The 18037-nt window shown below is 45.6% G+C and carries 18 protein-coding genes; 10 read left to right on the forward strand and 8 right to left on the reverse strand.

Translation table 11 applies throughout. The features are described from left to right. The first annotated feature begins 260 nt into the window (after positions 1–260). From CLV98_RS15565 to CLV98_RS15600, 9 genes are all read left to right on the forward strand, one after another. On the forward strand, positions 261–1667 hold the full coding sequence (locus CLV98_RS15565; RefSeq protein WP_109675543.1) for a TlpA family protein disulfide reductase: 1407 nt from the start codon (positions 261–263) through the stop codon (positions 1665–1667). A 220-nt stretch (positions 1668–1887) separates the two neighbouring features. Then, on the forward strand, positions 1888–2823 hold the full coding sequence (locus CLV98_RS15570; protein WP_109675545.1) for a D-2-hydroxyacid dehydrogenase: 936 nt from the start codon (positions 1888–1890) through the stop codon (positions 2821–2823). Between the two features lie 104 nt (positions 2824–2927). Next, positions 2928–4115, forward strand: coding sequence for a galactokinase (galK, locus tag CLV98_RS15575; RefSeq protein WP_109675547.1), 1188 nt, complete (start codon positions 2928–2930; stop codon positions 4113–4115). Positions 4116–4146: 31 nt separating this feature from the next. Beyond that, the gene (locus CLV98_RS15580; RefSeq protein ID WP_109675549.1) at positions 4147–5292 is read left to right on the forward strand and encodes an aldose epimerase family protein; all 1146 of its coding nucleotides are present in this window, start codon (positions 4147–4149) and stop codon (positions 5290–5292) included. 129 nt (positions 5293–5421) lie between these two features. After that, positions 5422–6045, forward strand: a complete 624-nt coding sequence (locus CLV98_RS15585; RefSeq protein WP_109675551.1) for a hypothetical protein — start codon at positions 5422–5424, stop codon at positions 6043–6045. 144 nt (positions 6046–6189) lie between these two features. Continuing rightward, entirely contained in the window at positions 6190–6792 is a 603-nt protein-coding gene (locus CLV98_RS15590; RefSeq protein ID WP_109675553.1) for a PspC domain-containing protein, read from the forward strand. Positions 6793–6840: 48 nt separating this feature from the next. Beyond that, entirely contained in the window at positions 6841–7017 is a 177-nt protein-coding gene (locus CLV98_RS23945; protein WP_229203408.1) for a LiaI-LiaF-like domain-containing protein, read from the forward strand. Between the two features lie 13 nt (positions 7018–7030). Further along, the gene (locus CLV98_RS15595; protein ID WP_109675555.1) at positions 7031–8050 is read left to right on the forward strand and encodes a toast rack family protein; all 1020 of its coding nucleotides are present in this window, start codon (positions 7031–7033) and stop codon (positions 8048–8050) included. A gap of 248 nt (positions 8051–8298) precedes the next feature. After that, complete coding sequence (locus CLV98_RS15600) at positions 8299–8514, forward strand: hypothetical protein (RefSeq protein ID WP_109675558.1); 216 nt, start codon at positions 8299–8301, stop codon at positions 8512–8514. A gap of 21 nt (positions 8515–8535) precedes the next feature. On the opposite strand, the gene CLV98_RS15605 is transcribed toward CLV98_RS15600, so the two are convergent. From CLV98_RS15605 to rplU, 8 genes are all read right to left on the reverse strand, one after another. Next, the gene (locus tag CLV98_RS15605) at positions 8536–8898 is read right to left on the reverse strand and encodes a hypothetical protein (RefSeq protein ID WP_109675672.1); all 363 of its coding nucleotides are present in this window, start codon (positions 8896–8898) and stop codon (positions 8536–8538) included. 79 nt (positions 8899–8977) lie between these two features. Continuing rightward, positions 8978–10390: a GH1 family beta-glucosidase gene (locus CLV98_RS15610; RefSeq protein ID WP_109675560.1), complete on the reverse strand. Its 1413-nt coding sequence runs from the start codon at positions 10388–10390 to the stop codon at positions 8978–8980. A 126-nt stretch (positions 10391–10516) separates the two neighbouring features. After that, a complete protein-coding gene (locus CLV98_RS15615) occupies positions 10517–12961 on the reverse strand; it encodes a T9SS type A sorting domain-containing protein (protein WP_229203412.1) in 2445 nt (814 codons plus the stop codon). A gap of 553 nt (positions 12962–13514) precedes the next feature. Beyond that, the gene (locus tag CLV98_RS15620; protein WP_109675564.1) at positions 13515–14567 is read right to left on the reverse strand and encodes a flavin reductase family protein; all 1053 of its coding nucleotides are present in this window, start codon (positions 14565–14567) and stop codon (positions 13515–13517) included. Positions 14568–14579: 12 nt separating this feature from the next. Then, a complete protein-coding gene (locus CLV98_RS15625) occupies positions 14580–15662 on the reverse strand; it encodes a hypothetical protein (RefSeq protein ID WP_109675566.1) in 1083 nt (360 codons plus the stop codon). 84 nt (positions 15663–15746) lie between these two features. Next, a complete protein-coding gene (locus tag CLV98_RS15630; RefSeq protein ID WP_109675567.1) occupies positions 15747–16343 on the reverse strand; it encodes a NifU family protein in 597 nt (198 codons plus the stop codon). A 155-nt stretch (positions 16344–16498) separates the two neighbouring features. Then, complete coding sequence (gene rpmA, locus CLV98_RS15635; RefSeq protein ID WP_109675569.1) at positions 16499–16768, reverse strand: 50S ribosomal protein L27; 270 nt, start codon at positions 16766–16768, stop codon at positions 16499–16501. A gap of 39 nt (positions 16769–16807) precedes the next feature. Beyond that, a complete protein-coding gene (gene rplU / locus CLV98_RS15640) occupies positions 16808–17119 on the reverse strand; it encodes a 50S ribosomal protein L21 (protein ID WP_109675571.1) in 312 nt (103 codons plus the stop codon). Positions 17120–17381: 262 nt separating this feature from the next. Between rplU and CLV98_RS15645 the strand changes: the two genes are divergently transcribed. Then, a complete protein-coding gene (locus tag CLV98_RS15645; RefSeq protein ID WP_158281275.1) occupies positions 17382–18029 on the forward strand; it encodes a thioredoxin family protein in 648 nt (215 codons plus the stop codon). The last annotated feature ends 8 nt before the right edge of the window (positions 18030–18037 follow it).

Below are 18037 nucleotides of genomic sequence, written 5' to 3' on the forward strand. Positions count from 1 at the left end.
GTACTTTTAAGTTTTTATTATTAATGGTCTCTGGATTAAATTTGCACTGGTCTCTCAGACTTTATCACGACTGATTCGTATGGCGGCTGGCAATCGGCTTTCGAGGGGCCGACCTTCGAGGGGCCGACCTTCCAGAAAACGAATTTCTAGCTTATGACTAGCGAATCGTTACCGATATTAAAAATGCTCATATAAGGGCAATCGCGATACGTTCTATTGTCTATTATTAATCATGTACCTTCTATCAAATATCAATATAAATGATCAAACACTTCACTCACATCACTTTTATTTTCTCCATCCTATTTTCTGCTTCTCTTTCTGAAGGTTGGGCTCAAGCCTACCGAATAGAAGCGAAAATCAATGGATTGCAAGACACCACCCTCATCCTGGGGCATTATAGCCGCAGCAACACACAGTTTATACCGAAGGATACGGCCAAAGCGGACGCTACAGGCAAGGTAGTCTTTGAAGGCAAGGAGAATTTGCCTGGAGGGCTCTATGTTATACTTTTCCCGGGCAACAGCAAATGGCTCGAACTCGTATATTCTGGCAAAGAGCATGATATCAGGCTCGATACCGACACCACCGATTTGGTAGGAAAAATACAGGTTCAAGGATCCCCCGAAAATGAGGTATTTTACGCATATCAAAAGCGCCTAATCGCCGACTCACGAACACTCAAAGCCCTAATCGACGAAAAATCGCCTGAACTAGCCCAAAAGCAAAAAGAGACCAAAGAGGCCTTTCAGAAGTACAAAAAATCCCTTCTAGATGACCAACAGGCATTATTTACCACTAGTTTGTTAAAAATGGCGGCTGAACCGGACGTTCCCCCAGCACCGAAGCTAGCGAATGGAAAAACCGATTCCCTGTGGGCATTCCATTATTATAGAAATCATTACTGGGATCAATTCGACTTTAGCGACAAGCGAATCATGAACACCCCCTTTTTGGAGCCAAAGCTTAACACCTATTTGCACAATCTACTGGTACAAACCCCAGACTCCATTATACTGGCTGCCGATGCCTTGATAAAAAAGACAGAGGTGAATCCAGACCTAAGACAGTACGTCATTTATTATATAACGAATCAATATGAAAACCCTAAGACAGTAGGCACCGAAGGGGTATGGGTACATATGGCTAAAAAATACTACCTCGGAGGGGAAATGGATATTACTGCGGACACCAAAAAGCGGATCGCCGAAAAAGTGCGAAGCATGGAGCGACTGTTGGTCAACAAGCCCTTCCCTACCTTGGAGCTAAGCCAGCCTGACGGAAAGTTAATAAAAGCCAATGACCTACCGGCAAATTATTCCGTATTGTTCTTCTACGCTCCTACCTGCGGGCATTGCAAAGAGTCGGCTCCGAAGCTAAAGGAATTTTATGATAGCTATAAAGAGAAGGGCGTTCAAGTAATAGCCATAGCCACGGAAAGAAATAAGGAGGAATGGACCAACTTTATAGACACCTATCACCTTGCCGAATTAAAAAACGCAATGGATACGAAAAACACGGTCAATTTTTACCAAGACTTTGACGTTGTTTCTACTCCTACGGTATATGTACTAGATAAGGAACATAAAATAATAGCCCGAAAAATGCCCGTGGAGCAGCTTGGCGACTTCCTGGACTTTTACCAACGAAAAATGGAGAAAAAGTAAATTAAGCTAATCTACACCTCAAAAAATGCCTAGGCGCTCACTTTGTGCCTAGGCATTTTTGCGCCATGGGTCTGGGGCTTGAGGCGCTCAGACTACAAAATGAATCTAGGATAACCGATAGGGGAGTATAAACCATTAAAAGATGACTTTCCCCCAATATCACTCAACCGAAGGTTATAATTTTATATCTTTATATCCATCACCAACCTACTCAAGTGTCATGAATATATATTGTCACTCTAACTTCGAAGCCCCCTTGGTCAGTCGTCTGGAGAATGATATCCCCAGGGGTTATACGATCGATTTTAAAGGAGAGCAGGAGGAAAATAACCGGAAACTATTCTCTAAGGCAGAAGTGGTACTAGGGAATCCACCTATGGACTGGTTTGCGAATAAAGAGACTAAGCTGGTTTATTGGCAACTTGAATCGGCTGGTTTTGACCAATACCAAGGATTGATCATAGACCCCAGCACCAAGGTAGCCAATATGGGAGCCTGGTTTGGACGTCCCTGCTCAGAAACGATAGTGGGTGGCATTTTGGCGCTATATCGAGGCTTACACACCCTTACCAAGCTACAAATACGAACGGAATGGGTAGGACATGCCATAAGGAAGGACCTCCGTCTTCTCTTTAACGAAAGAGTAGTCATCCTTGGGGCAGGCACCATTGGTATGGTCATCAAGGATATCTTGGTAGGTTTTGGCTGTCATGTTCAGCTCTTTGCACGTACTTCTCCCCAAGCAAAAATCACTTCTAGAGAAGACCTTTTGCAAGCCCTTCCGGAAATCGACTTGGTTATCAACACCCTCCCTGGTACCGCCTTGAATTTTGTAGACGAGACTTTTATAAGCAGTATGAAACCAGATAGTGTGTATGCTAATGTAGGACGAGGCAGCACAACCGACGAAAAAGCCTTGATTCAGGCCCTGGAACGGGGGCATCTGGCGGGGGCCGTATTGGACGTGACCGAAACGGAGCCGTTGCCAGAGGAGCATCCATTATGGAAAATGCCTCAGGTAATCCTCTCCCAGCATACTGGCGGAGGGCATAGAAACGAGCACGTCGGCAAGGTCGACTTGTTTCTTACCAACATCCATGCCGTGGCGTCTGGATGCGACATTATGGACCGGATCGACATTTCCAGGGGCTATTAAGGTTAATCGATAGGTTCGGCCTGGTGGCTTTTTTATAAGCCTAAGGCCTCTGGTGGTTTAACTGGGCTTTTCACTCCAAAAAAATATAAAATAACACATAAACCATGATTGCTGAACAGAATAACGAAACGCTTTCTCACATATCGGACCAATACGCAAGGGTATTTAAAGATTCTACAACACAAGCCGCACCACGCACCTTCCGCTCCCCGGGGCGAATTAACCTAATCGGCGAACATACCGATTATAATCATGGGTTCGTTCTTCCTGCTAGCGTCGACAAGGCGGTGTATTTCGTCATTGCCCCAAGAGAAGACGACCAAGTGTTACTACATGCCGTGGACCTGAACGAAGACTACCAATTCTCGCTGAACGACCTCAGCAAACCCAGTCAGACTTGGGCCGTTTATCAATTGAGCATCATAGAACAAATACACAAGAAGGGCCTTAAAATCAAGGGTTTTCAGGCGGCATTTGGGGGAGATGTACCCCTAGGAGCGGGGCTTTCGTCGTCGGCAGCCCTTGAATGTTGTCTACTGTTTGCCTTAAATGAAGTCTTTGAATTGGGTTTAGACCGTTTTGAAATAGTCAAAATGGCACAAAAAGCCGAAAATGAGTATGTTGGCGTACAGTGCGGGATTATGGACCAATTCGCTTCTACCTTTGGCCAAGAGGCTTCGGTAATCCGGCTCGACTGCCGGTCGTTGGACTATGCCTACTTCCCCTTTCCGATGGAAGAGTACCGATTGGTGCTATGTGATACCCAGGTAAAACATTCGCTAGCCGACTCCGCTTATAATACCCGCCGCCAAGAATGTGAGCAAGGGGTGGCTACCCTAAGGGAATTTGATCCGAATATAGCCAGCCTACGCGATGTAAGTCCTGAACTAGTGGCCCAGCATCGTGACAAACTCGGGGAAGCCGTATATATGCGTTGCAAATACATTACTGAAGAGATAAAACGAGTAGAAGAGGGTTGCCAGGACCTGGTCGATGGGGACTTAAAAAGCTTTGGAAGGAAAATGTATGAAACCCACCAGGGCCTACAACACGAATATTTGGTAAGCTGTCCGGAGCTGGATTTCCTTGTAGATCAGACCCTATCTATGCCCGAAGTTCTGGGGGCACGGATGATGGGTGGTGGCTTTGGCGGATGCACCATCAACCTGGTAGCCGTAAATCACATAGAGGCTTTCGAAGCAAAAATGAAAGATGCTTATCGGCAAGCCTTCAACATCGATTTACCTTGCTACAAGGTGCGTATTACCGAAGGTACCAACGAAGTAATGTAAATGGGTAATCGAGAAACCAAATCATATACCTATGAAATCAAGTTACCAATTGCTCCAGGTGATCCTTATACTATTGCTGTTTGGATGCAACCAATCAAAAAATCGAGAAGTTAAAATGATTAGCACAATTTCGAAGGAAGAGTTTGGCTTAACCCCTGAGGGAAAAATGGCTGAGCTCTATACCCTTACCAATGGCAACGGCATGGTTGTCAATATTACCAATTATGGGGGTATTGTCACCAAGATATTGGTTCCCGACCGAGAAGGAACATTCGCCGATGTTGTACTGGGTTTCGACTCCCTAGCACCTTATCTGGCAGGCCATCCATTTTTTGGGGCCTTAGTGGGTCGGTATGGCAATAGAATTGCCAAAGGCCGATTTGAGCTCGATGGCAACGACTATCAGCTACCGATCAATAATGGCCCGAATTCCTTGCATGGTGGCCTCAAAGGTTTCGATAAAGTAATTTGGGAAGTTCAAGAGGTGAAGTCCGATAGCGTCGTAGGGCTGGAGCTACATTATACCAGCCAAGATGGTGAAGAGGGCTTTCCTGGCACTTTAAAAGTTACGGTAAACTATACCCTTACCAACGACAACGCCTTGACTATTGGCTATAAGGCCACTACCGACAAGCCGACGGTCGTGAACCTGACTAACCACTCCTATTTTAACCTGACCGGCCTTAAAGAAGACATTATGGGCCAGGAGGTCAGTATATTGGCCGACAGTATCGTTTCTGTAGATGAAACACTTATACCCACTGGGGAGCTCATGGCCGTAGAAGGCACCCCTTTCGACCTTAGAAAACCAACAATGGTAAAAAAAGGCATCGACCAGGATAGTGACCCACAAATCAAAATTGGTGGAGGCTATGATCATTGTTGGGTGATTAACCGCCAGGCCCCTGGCATGATCAAAATAGCGACGGTTCGCGATCCAGCAAGCGGTCGGTTTATGGAGGTTTTCAGCACAGAGCCAGGGGTTCAGTTCTATACCGCCAATTTTTTGGATGGAAGATTAAAAGGGAAAGGCGTCACCTATGGCAAGCGTTTTGGGTTATGCCTAGAAACGCAACATTTCCCCGACTCCCCCAACCAGCCCCAGTTCCCCAGCACCGTATTACGTCCTGAACAGGAGTATCATAGTAGTACCAGCTATCGATTTTCTATACAGTAATTCCTGTAGCACCTGGGCCTATTCAGCCCAGGTGCCACTCTTATTACCTACTAGTTATACTAGGCTTTTCTGGAATTTCAGTTCTTAAAAAGTATCTTTACAGGACTTTAAACCGAATTCTTGTTAACGATGCTCAGCAAAACCGTAAAGATCAGCCATGTCACCAACCTATCAGATGCCCGCTATTGTGCAGGTATGGGTGTGGAAATGTTAGGATTCGACATAGATGAAGCGTCCATACATTATGTAACACCCAAAGTATTTGGCGAACTCAGTGCATGGATAGCCGGTGTAAAACTTGTAGCCGAGACTTCGAGCTCCGATCTCACCTCTATATTGGAACGCATAGCGGAGTACCCCGTCGATGCATTAGAAATTACCGACCCCGCTTTATTACAAAATTTATCCTCGCAAACTAACCTCCCTTTGCTCTTACGAGTGGATGCGGACCTATATGGCCCGTCCGATCTAGAATTGATGGTAGAACGCTATGGAGACATGGTGAGTCATTTCCTATTGATTAGCAATGAAGGTAGCGCCTTAAATGACGAATGGATGAATACCTTCACCACCTTGTCTAAAGAGCATTCCTTGCTGGTTGGTTTCGGACTGGACCATGAATATTCCGTAGCTGCACTTACAGAACTACTCCCCACGATTGGTATAGCCCTAAGAGGAAGCGAGGAAATACGTCCTGGATTCAAAGATTTTGGCAGTATGATGGATATACTGGAAGCCTTAGAGGAAGACTGACCCCCCTCGGCTCAACACGCCCTCCTTGTAGTTGAATACTGCTATTTCGCCATTTAACCCAGCCTAAAACCAGTTATAAACTTCCGTTATGAAGTATCTTGCATAACATACTACCTTTGATTACAAACTTAATGAAACTGAACTATGGAAAAGAAATTGCACCGTATACCAGAGCAAGCCGTTGTAGGAGGAGTAGCTGCCGGCATAGCCCAGTATATGCAAATCGATGTGGTCATCATACGCGTTCTGATGGTCGTCATGTTAATTTTACCCATCCCACCTAGTTTTGGCTGGACTGGCCTATTATATATAATCCTTTGGGCGGTATTACCCACTGGGCCTGCTTATTCTACCCCTTTGCAAGGTGATAGTTTTAGGGATAACCTCCCTAACTTCGACCCTTTCGGAGACAAAAAAAAATCGGATCAGACCATCATGATATTAGGCGGGGCTTTGGTTTTCTTTGGAATTGTGATGCTCGTTGATGACCTGCCGATCTGGTATCAGGTAAAACGATACTTTTGGCCTCTGCTCCTTATCAGTATTGGGGCGTTTCTAATCCTAAGACAAAGGGACCAAAGGAACGAGGAAAGTAATGGCTTTTCAAGCCCTCCTCCAACCAACCCTACGCCGCCAAGTCCTGAAACCACTTGGACTGGTGCGGACACCCCCGACTCAACCATCCCCAAAGAAAAGGGTGATGATGATGAAGCACAAGACGACGACTCCGTAATCCGGGTGAATTAACCCTCCCGGGGTAAGTCTACTTTCTGTTCACCATAAACTACCTAAGAGATGTATACAAGAAATGTAATATGGGGTCTTATATTGATCCTAGTGGGGTGTTTTTTTCTTATAGAAGAATTTACACACTTCGATTTTGGCAGATATTTTTGGCCGATTGTGCTCATTTTTTCTGGAGGATTAATGCTGCTAAAAAACTATCTCAAAACGAATCATCACACGGACTAAACGACACAACAAGATGAAATCTAACAAAAGTATGGTTTGGGGTGGACTCCTACTCATTTTTGGCACCCTCTGGTTATTTCGCTTGCTTGGCTGGCTCAATGTGGATTGGGCATATATCCTTCCATTTTGGCCTATTTTGCTCATCGTAGCGGGATTGATGCTCATAGTATCCAGGCCCAATAGTTCGGCTAATGGACTGGTGAGTCTCCTAATTACCCTAGCTGTTATAGGTGGGATTGCCAATAAAACCAATGGTAAGCTACACCGTCAAGGTGACTGGAACTTTGGCTGGAACGACCGTGACAGGGACTCTAATCACTGGAGTTGGCCTCATGATGACCAGGACGAAGAGACGCAGGACGAAGATTACCTGTCCGAAAAAAAAAACCAGTCAGGGCGGGTCAGAACGGGGAATTACAGCTACGACATGGATGATAATCCTACCCACGCTACCTTAAATCTGGAAGGTGGAGCAGGGAAGTTCTCTTTAAAAGGTAGTACCGACCAATTGTTTGAAGCCAGCACCAAGTCTAACGTAGTGGGCTTTGTGGCCAGTCGCACCTCCAATAAGCTTAATAAGTCGACAACCGTCAACCTTAAAATGGAAGAAGGCAAACTATCCGTAAAAAATGGCCATATCACCAACGAAGCCTCCATCAAGCTCAATCCATCCCCTATTTGGACGGTAGATATGGGACTGGGAGCGGGAAAGGGGGATTTCGATTTCAGCCCATTCAAAGTTGAGAAGATGAAAATCAGCACGGGAGTGGCCGATATGGACATACGCTTGGGGAGCATCCATGATCACGTACAAGTGGATGTAGAAGCTGGAGTAGCCTCTATTACTTTCGAAGTACCTCAAGAAATGGGTTGTGAAGTTCATTTGGAGGGAGCCTTGAATGTAAAATCCATGGACGATTTGGAGAAGCAAAATAATGGTTACTACCGCTCTCCAGGCTTCGAATCGGCCACAAAAAAAGTCGTAATTAACTTTGAAGGAGGACTTACAAAGGTGAAGGTAAAACGCTATTAGTCCCACATAAAGTTTGGAATAATAAATATATCATGGAAATAGTGGTCAGGATATGGCTCTATTTCCATTTTTTATTTGGTCAAAAAGCAATCCATTTATTAACTTATTGCTAATTTTTATTGATTCATCACAATAAAAGGCCCTATATTCGTTAATCCAATAGGTACTTGCCTCAGCAAAATGGTGGTTGCCATTTGCTGGCACTATTTATGTAATGAATCAAAATTAAAAACCAAACTTGCAATCAAATGAAGACGTATCAGTTGAATATACTCGTCGACAAGGAAGAGCATAATGTCTTGGAGCTCTTAGACCAGTTAGTTGACAAGAACATTATCCAGGTTCAAAAAGTAGGTCGTACGATGGTAGCTGCCAACGAGCAGCAAATTGAGGAAATTATAGAGGAGTCGGAGTTGGGCCCCTATTATTCTGATAAAGAAGCTAGGGCAATCCTCAATCTATAAGCAAGTCCTAGTAGAAGTGACTCATTGCTTTTGAATAGATACCACTTTAATCTCGTCCATGGGCAATAGGGTTCCCCAGCCGCAGGTCACCTCTCTTTTGTTACCTGTGCGGCTATATCGGAGCCGAACGTTGGTAGTACTGTAGCTCGACTCCAGGCTTCCGAGTTCGGCTTCGATCAGTTTTAAGGACGCTTCTGAAGCCACTAAGGATGCTATAGTAGAGTCGGCCTGAAATACTTGAAAATGCCAGGAACAACCATCAGCGGCAAGCATATTCACCCATTTTGCGTCTCGTTCTACCACATCTTGCTGCAGTTCGCCAACCTTTTCAGACTGACAGGCCCCAAAAATCAGCACAGCCATAAGCATAGTCCAAATCCTCATTTTTTTAAGCGGTTGTATCGTTTTAAAATTAAAAATCAGGTATGGCATATGATTAACCTAGGAGCGTAACACATGCCTGCTACTTTGAGAGACGCGGTGCACTATGTTTTGGTTGTAAGACGACGGCATTTTCTTCTTCGGCGCCTAAAAATTGTGCAAACCACTTGGCAGAATCCTTCCAAATCCGTTCTTGGGTATCGAAATCGACATAGATCAGCCCAAATCGGGCGGTATACCCAACGGCCCATTCGAAATTATCCATTAGCGTCCAGGCAAAATAGCCCTTCACCTGAACGCCCTGTCGTTTGGCCTTTAGGATAGCAGCCAGATACTCCCTAAAAAAAGCGGTCCGTTCCACGTCGGCTACGCTTCCATCCACAAGCTTATCCTCAAAGGCGGCACCATTTTCAGAGATAATGATAGGTGGCAGGTTCGGATAATTAGCAAATTGCCGTAGAATATCAAACATACCATCCGGTGCTATCTCCCAGCCCATGGCCGTTATGGGCTTCTTACGCTCGAGAGCAGGTATTTCTTTGAGCCATAGGATGGGCCTCAGATAGGAATGGGTAACGACCACACTAAAATAATTTTGGAGGCCGATGAAATCAAAATCAAATTTCAGCTTATCATCATCCCCAGGAAGCATGTATTTCTTAATATTGGCCAGATAAGGAAATACATCTGAAGGGTAGCCCAGGCCCAAAGCCGGTTCAATAAACAATCTGTTCATGACGGCATCGGCACGACTGGCAGCGCGCAGGTCCTTGGGCGTGTCGGTTAGGGGTCGAACGGCAGAGCAGGACAAAGCAGTACCAATATTGGCATCGGCTACCCCATTGCGAACCAACCGGCCCGCCTCCGCTTGGCACAGGGCCAAATGATGCACGACGGGTAAAAAATTAAAAAGGCCCATTCGCCCGGGTGCATGTAAGCCGGTGGTATAGCCCAAGCCAGCGGTAGCCATGGGCTCATTCATGACGATCCAGTTCCGGACCCTTGCCCCAAAGGCATCGATACACACTTGTGTGTAGGCTGCGAACCAATCTACCACCTCCCGGTTTTTCCATCCACCCCGTTGCTCCAGTGCCAAAGGGAGATCCCAGTGATAAAGGGTTAACCAAGGCTCTATCCCCAGGTCCTGACAGGCATCTAAAATACGGTTATAGAAATCGATTCCTTCCTGATTCACCTCACCGACGCCCTCTGGAAGCAACCGCGACCATGATATTGAAAAACGAAAGTGCTTCAAACCTAACTTCACCACCTGTTGTAGGTCTTCCTCAAAGCGGTTATAAAAGTCGCAGGCAAGGTCGGCAGTGCTACCATCTTTAATTTTACCCTTTTTTTTAACAAACTCGTCCCAAATGCACGGACCTCGCCCGTGCTCGTCCGTGGCTCCCTCTATTTGATAGGCCGCCGTGGCCGTTCCCCAAAGGAAATCCTCTCCAAATTCAGACTTGTCAAAAGGTATATCGAATCGATAGGACATGAGGCAAATTGGTATATGAAGGTGTAAAAGTAATTTTTAGGAGTTATATAAAAAAATTATCGCTCCACCCATCAAAATGGATGAAGCGATAAGGCATGAGTCAAGGGATATTATGGTAAGGATCTATTAGTGAACGACCCTTATGCGTTTTATAACGACTTCCCCTGCAGAGGTGGTGATGCGCATCAGATAAGTATCCTGAGGCAAGGAACGCAAGTCTACTTGATTAGAAACTGTCGGCCTTGCTGAGTAGACGATCCGCCCCCCGGTGTTAATCAGCTCTACCTTTGAGATTCGTTCCTGAGCCTCAACCGTAACATGATCGGAGGTTGGGTTAGGATAAACCGCATATTGCATTTCGCGATTCAAGCTAACCGATACGAGTCGACTGTAGGCAAAGGTACCATCCATATCGACCATCTTCAACCGGTATAAGGACTTTCCTGATATTGGTTTTGGATCGGTAAAATCGTAGTTAACCATGGCTGTACTAGTTCCTTGTGCGGAGCGCTCCCCTAAGGCCATCCAGTCCTTTCCGTCCACACTTCTTTGTATTTCAAAAAAGTTGGACTGACTCTCAGAAGTTGTTGCCCAGTTCAACTGCACCTCGCTGTTTTCGGGCATAGCGTCGAACCGTACCAACGTAACCGGCAAAGGAGGTCCCGATTGGGTGAGACAGATGGCGTCTATGATGAGCAAATCCCCATCCGAGCTACCCTTGATACTAATATATTCGGTACCTGCAGGGGCATTTCCACGAAGGGTATACAACTTGAGCCCTACCGGAGCGGCCGCATAGGCCTTGTCTACCGAGACCCTTACCTCTTCAGAAAGAGACCCTTTGGAGGAATTCAGAAACCCAAGTGAGATTTTCTGATTCCTGGCTATATCATAAGCCGCCCAAACTTTAAGTTCGAAGCCATTTCCCGATGCTCCTGGCACGTGGACCAATTTGGTAAAAGTGCCAGCACCCGAGAGTACACCGCTATACGAACCGCAAGCAGCATAGCTCGAATTAGCGGCAAAAGTACCTCCTGTAGAGGTCCACCCGGTGGTATTATTCCCTTCAAAGCCAGGGTTATCTGTCACCAGATTGCCGGTACACGAAGTACATTCCAATGGCTCGGTAATGGTGAGACATAAGGCATCCACCTTAATATAATCGCCCGTCGTGGTACCACCCACCCGAATATACTCGGCTCCGCTAGGGGCTACCGCCGAAAGATTGTACTCATTTAGGCCCTTGGGAGAATCGTCATATACTTTATCGATGGCTACAGTTACAGGTTGACCAATTGCGGATTTCGAGGCATTCAGGAAGGTAACAAAGAATTTCTGACCTTTGGAATTATGATAAGCTCCCCAAGCCTTAAGGCTTACGGTTCTTCCTTCCATCGAATTGACGGGTATATCCTTATAGAAACTTCCAGAGCCACCATAAGCCGCTCCGTAATTCCCACAAACGGCATAGGTAGTACTTGCACTGAACGACCCAGAGGTCACAGTCCAGCCATTTGTATTCCCTGCTTCAAAGCCTCCTCCATCGCCCAGAAGATTATTATAACAATTATTACAAACCACCGAGGGCGAAATCGTGACACAGGCGGCATCTACTTTGATATAGTCACCGGTAGACTCTCCACCGATCACAATAAACTTAGCGCCAGCGGGAGCCACTGCCTGCAGGTCATACTTATCCAACCCGGTGGGTTGCACATCGAAAACTCTGGTAATATCCACCTTTTTTTGGGTCCCGATCGTTTTTTGATCGGCATCTTGAAATATGAGGAAAAACTTCTGACCACTATTTTGATGCTTAGCTCCCCAGATGGACAACGATACCGTTCTACCCGCCAAATCGGACATAGGAATTCTTTTCCAGAAGGATCCCGGACCCTGAAAAACGGCACCATACTGGCCACAAACTGCGTAGGTTTTACTGGCTGAAAAGCTCTTGCCATCGGTGTACCAACCCGAGGTATTTCCCGATTCGAAACTTCCGTCATTCCCCAAAAGGTTACCCGCACAGGAAGTACATTCGGCGGGTTCGGCAGCAGTGGCGGTCAGACATGCAGCATCCATTTTGAAGTAGTTGCCTGAAGAATACATCAGCACCTTCACATATTTGGTTCCTGCGGGTGCCGTGGCCTCTATAGCGTACTTTCGCAAGGCCCTTTGGCTACCTACGTCGTAGTCCATGTGTACCTCTTTGTTTTGGCTACTTTCAATTTTGGTACCACCACTATCCAAAAAGGTCAGAAAAATAATATGATCGTAACGTGTATCATGTGTACCGCCATAGATACTGAAATTAACCTTGGAGCCAGCCGAAACCTGAACTTTTTGATATACGAAGCCAGAGCCCGAAATTAGTCCATTTTTATTCCCACATACATTGTAGGCATTGTCGACACTAAAGCTGGTAGATTCACCCTTTTGCCAACTCGCAGTACTCTCAAAACTAGCATTCTGTAAAAGATTCCCTGCGCAATCGCAGTCATAGGTGGTGGGCGCCAAGGCCATACCATAATAGCTCATGCACATAGCCAGGACAACCAGGCATAATTGCATTTTTTTCACATTTTTAGGGGTAATTTTCATATCATCTAGTACGTGTAATAAAAAGGTTTGATTTATATACAGGTACAAATTTATACCAATTGTAATAGAATATCTACTATTTATTTACGTATAGATATAACATTAAATTACTTATTAAGTAGGCATCAAACTACCTATAATTAATATTTAGAACACTTTTTACCTTCACTTTTAGAGCTATTATTACAATAAATTTCGATATGTAGGTTACATTCTAGTACTATTACTATTTTTTGGGTGTATTTAAGCCTGTGTCACCAAAATCATACTTATCCTGAATTATCCAATCCGACAAACGCTTATAGTATTTTTTTTAAAAAAAATACAGCATTCGAATTAGTTGACTCCATGATTATACCATACAGCGTTCTACCCTTGTAGGAGTATCGTAACAATTTTCTAAAAGATAGTATTATTTAACTAAATGAAGGATAGGCACCCTCATGGTTTCCTAGTATACGAAGGGGAGTAGGTGGATAAGTCGAGAAGAAAAGAGGTGGAGCAAACTACCCTTGTCGAAACCTTAAGGCCATTTCAAAACCACCTGGTCATCGAGGGGATAGCCCGTACAGGTAAGCACCCAATGGTCGGCCAGATCATGATCCGTGAGTACCTCATTGGCAGCCATATACACCTTTCCCTGGCTGCACTGAGCCGCACAGATTCCACAGCTTCCCGCCTTACAACTATAGGGAATCGCCAGGCCACTTTCGGCAGCAGCATCCAGAATGGTACTGCCTGCGGGAACGAATAGAGGTAGCTGACGACCCTGAATCACGATGGAGATATTTTGATTTTGCTGCATCACAGGCTTAGCAGTCGGTGGAGAAGGCACTATAAAATGCTCCTTGCGGATATGATCACGAGAAGCCGCCATAAATCGCAAAGTAATGTCGACCGTACGCATCAGCGCCTTAGGACCACATAAGAAAAAACGAGCATGCTGCATCGGATAGCGTAGGTTCCCCTCCATCAATGCTTGGATACGGCTATTATTGAGCCGGCCACGCAGCCCCTGCCAGTCGTCGGTAGGCTGGCTATGGACTTCTATAAAGCGGAGCCGGGCAGGATACTGTATGGCCAACTGGTTTATGGCTTTCGAAAATAAGGAGACTTTTTCGTTTCGACTGGCACTGATCATCAGAATATGCTGGTGTGGCATACTGACGAGCGCATGCTTCAAAATCGAAAACAAAGGGGTCATTCCACTGCCGGCTCCTACCAGCACCAAGTCGGAGGGAGTGGCTACCTCTTGCTCAGAAATAACGAAACGGCCAGCTGGCTCCAGCACGTCGAAACAATCACCGACTTTCACTTCCTGAAACCAAAAACGAGAAACAGTCCCGTTTTCGACCCGACGAATCGTAATGGCAGGTTCAGTATCCACCTGGGGAGCGGAGCTAAAAGAGTACGAGCGCCGAATGGGCTGATCGTGGAAGTTAAATAAAAAGGTAAGAAACTGTCCGGCGCTATAGACGAGTTTTTCGCCATCTGTACGTCTTAGTAAAAAAGTTTTGGTAAGGGCATCTTCTTGTTGTATGGCTACTACCGTTACCTGAAAATCGGCCTGGGTCATGATCACTAATCGTTATTTCTTTGCACGTTGTTTTAAAAATTCATATTCGGCCAATAATGCCCAGCCATGCGCCTCACATACCCAGTTCATATGAAATAGAGGAAAGGGAGCCAATCGATACAAAGCCGGGTTTTCATAAGCCGTCAAGAGTCCTGCAATAAAAAATGAAAAATCCCCAAATGCCTCCTTTTGATAAAAAGAAGCCGGCAACTCTGGAGGGCACTCCCCTAGCCTGAGCAGGGCAATAGACAGCACTACACGCTCCAGTGGATGCTTTGCCTGGGCCACTAAGCGATGCGTATCCTGAATGAGCTTTTCTTGCACCGGTCGTAAAACTTCAGGATGGAAGCGCCCAATTAGGCGGCTGATATGATACACGATTAGGCTTGTCTTGGGATAGTGATGGGCACAATGAAAAGGATCGGTAATATAACGATCCGTTTCAATGATGGTTCGGAGGTACTCCAAACTGGCGGTGGCATGTCGATCGGGCACCACGCCGGCTCTAAGCAGGCAGTAGAGCAAGTTACTCAGGGCACAGGCATCGAACTCGATATACATTTTATCACCAAACCAAGTAGAATACGCCGGCAGCTCACGACAATCAGAAAATGTGTTTTGGATAAACTGTTTGGTCCCATTGGCATGCTGGCTCAGTTTCTGCTGCAACCAACTATAATCCTGGGCCGTCCGCGGTGTAGTCATATAGACGAAGGCGGTATCGTCCACATCGTCTGGTATTTTAAAATGCCTGAATCGGTGAAACAGACGGCCGTTGGGGAAATGATGGGAAGGCCTAGTAGTCCAAAAATTATAGGTATTTAAACCATCCTTATTCTGAAAATTCGGATAACTCAACCGAATGCGAGCGCACAGACTTTTAACCCGATTGGCAAGTTCGGCCGGTAGTTCGGGCTCCATTTCTTGCAAGGAAAAACAGATAATAGCCGCAAAGAAAAGGGTAGCATCGGGTCGCTTATACCCTAGCCTTGCGTTTTGTCGGTAGGCGGGGAAGGTACCATCCACAAAGTGCGGATGACCGACACACTGGGACGATTCAATTTGTTCAATACATTTTTCCAGCACCTGGGTCATAGGGAGGGAAGTAAATGAATTATAATAACAAAAAACGAACCCCGTCGGGAAAGACAGGGTTCGTATGGGCGTATCCAAATAGCATTAAACTCCCTCTGCTACCACCTCTTTAACACCAGGAACCATACGGGTCAGCAGGTTTTCGATTCCGGCCTTCAGGGTTAGCGTAGAAGATGGGCAACCACTACAAGAGCCTTGTAACAGCACCTTCACCACCCCAGATGGTTCGTCGAATGAGTGGAAGTTAATAGCGCCACCGTCCGACTCTACGGCTGGCCGTACGTACTGATCCAGAGCCGCTTTTATTTGTTGAACCGCCTCCGTGTCACGCGCATCGACGATCAGGGTATTATTTTCGATGGTCTGCTGCTCAAATACGGGGTGGTTTTCTTCGAAGTATATTTTTATGAACTGCTTTGTGTCGCGCAGCACCTCTTCCCATTCTTGAGCGTCGTCCTTAGTGATGGTTATAAAATTGCTGGCAATAAACACCCTTTTGACATGTGGGAATTGGAATAAGTCGGCAGCCAGGGGAGATACCTTACCCGGCTCCAAGGCAGCCTCTCTGGATGGATAATCGAAGCTAAGCCCATCGGGTACCAACTCGAAGTTCAAAACAAACTTCATTGAGTTAGGATTGGGGCTTAATTCTGTATAAACAAAAATAGGACGAGAGAGCATGATTGATTCTTTTTAAAAATATTATATCAGTAATGGATGTTGCTATAACAGCATTCGGAACCATTTGGTTTGGTAATGACCCAAAAATAGGGTCTATACACAAAAGCGTCCACCAGAGATACCAGTGGACGCTTCCTAAGGAAATACCTAAAATCTTAAGCTTCCGCTACAGCAACGGGCTCAATGCTCACATAGGAGCGGTTGTCGCGTTTCTTACGGAAAACGATTTTACCAGGAACCAAAGCGAATAGAGTATGGTCACGACCGATACCTACGTTTTCACCTGGATTGTGCTTAGTGCCACGCTGACGAACGATAATGTTACCAGCTTGGGCGATCTGACCACCGAATAATTTTACTCCCAGACGTTTACTTTCCGATTCACGTCCGTTTCTCGAGCTACCTACACCTTTCTTATGTGCCATGATATCTTAACTTTTAATGTGTTGTTCTTTGATTTGGAATTAAGCTACAATTTCGTCAATGCTGATTTTGGTCAGATATTGACGGTGACCATTCTTAACTCTGTAACCCTTACGTCTTTTCTTTTTGAAGACGATTACTTTGTCACCTTTAAGGTGCTCAAGAACGGTTGCCTTAACAGAAGCACCAGCTACTGTAGGAACACCAACCTGTACTGTGCCTGCGTTATCAACGAGAAGGACTTTGTCAAATACAAGTTCAGCGTTCACGTCTCCTTCAAGCCTGTGCGTGAAGATAGCGCGACCCTTTTCAACTTTAAATTGCTGACCTGCGATTTCTACGATTGCGTACATTGTAATGTATATTGATAATTATTCAAAATGAGGTGCAAAGCTACTGATTAACAAACTTATTTGCAAACACTCCCTTACAATTATAGAAGAAAAGAACCCAATACATTTTTTTGTTCAGGAAAATATAGTAGTATTAGGCGTTATCGGCAAAGAGATGGTGATGGCCCCTATAAAATTATCTTCCCTTAACACGGCTTAACATTCTGAATCGTTACCTTAGTATAGAAATCCGTCCGGATATCAGACCATGGATCGTACCAACATGAAAACCATTATCCAAATTGCCTGTCTTTTTCTCTTAGCAGGAACATGGAGACCTATATTGGCCTTTCACCAGCCAACAGAACCCGCTCTGGAAACTGGGCAACAGACTACTGGGTACCAGCCTGGCGACCTGGTAGTGAATTTTGCCCTTAAAGACCTCAATGGGAAACCTATTTCCCTAAAGGACTTCAGCGGCGCCAAAGGGCTCATTATCATATTCAGCAATATGCATTGCCCGTTTTCTCGTTCCTACGAAAACAGGATGATAGCCCTTCAGCACAAATTTGGCAGTATGGGCTTTCCAGTCCTAGCCATTAACCCGAGCAACCCCAACGTCCACCAAGACGATGCCCTTGGCAAAATCAAAGAAAGAGCTATATCGAAAGGATTTAACTTTACGTACGGTATCGACAGCGACCAAAAGGTCACCGAAGCTTTTGGCCCTACTCGCATCCCTACGGCCTTTGTTCTACAAAGAAATGGGGACCATTTTGAAGTAAAATACCGCGGCCTTATCGACGACAACCCACAGGATGCCGGTGCCGTAACCCGACCCTATGTAGAAGAGGCCGTTTCGAACCTTTTGGATCACAAGCCGGTCATCACGCCAACTACCCTGGCAGAAGGCTGCCGGTTACGTTTCTAACGACTAAC

The organism is Dyadobacter jejuensis, from assembly GCF_003149085.1.
In the GTDB taxonomy this organism is placed as follows: domain Bacteria; phylum Bacteroidota; class Bacteroidia; order Cytophagales; family Spirosomataceae; genus Dyadobacter; species Dyadobacter jejuensis.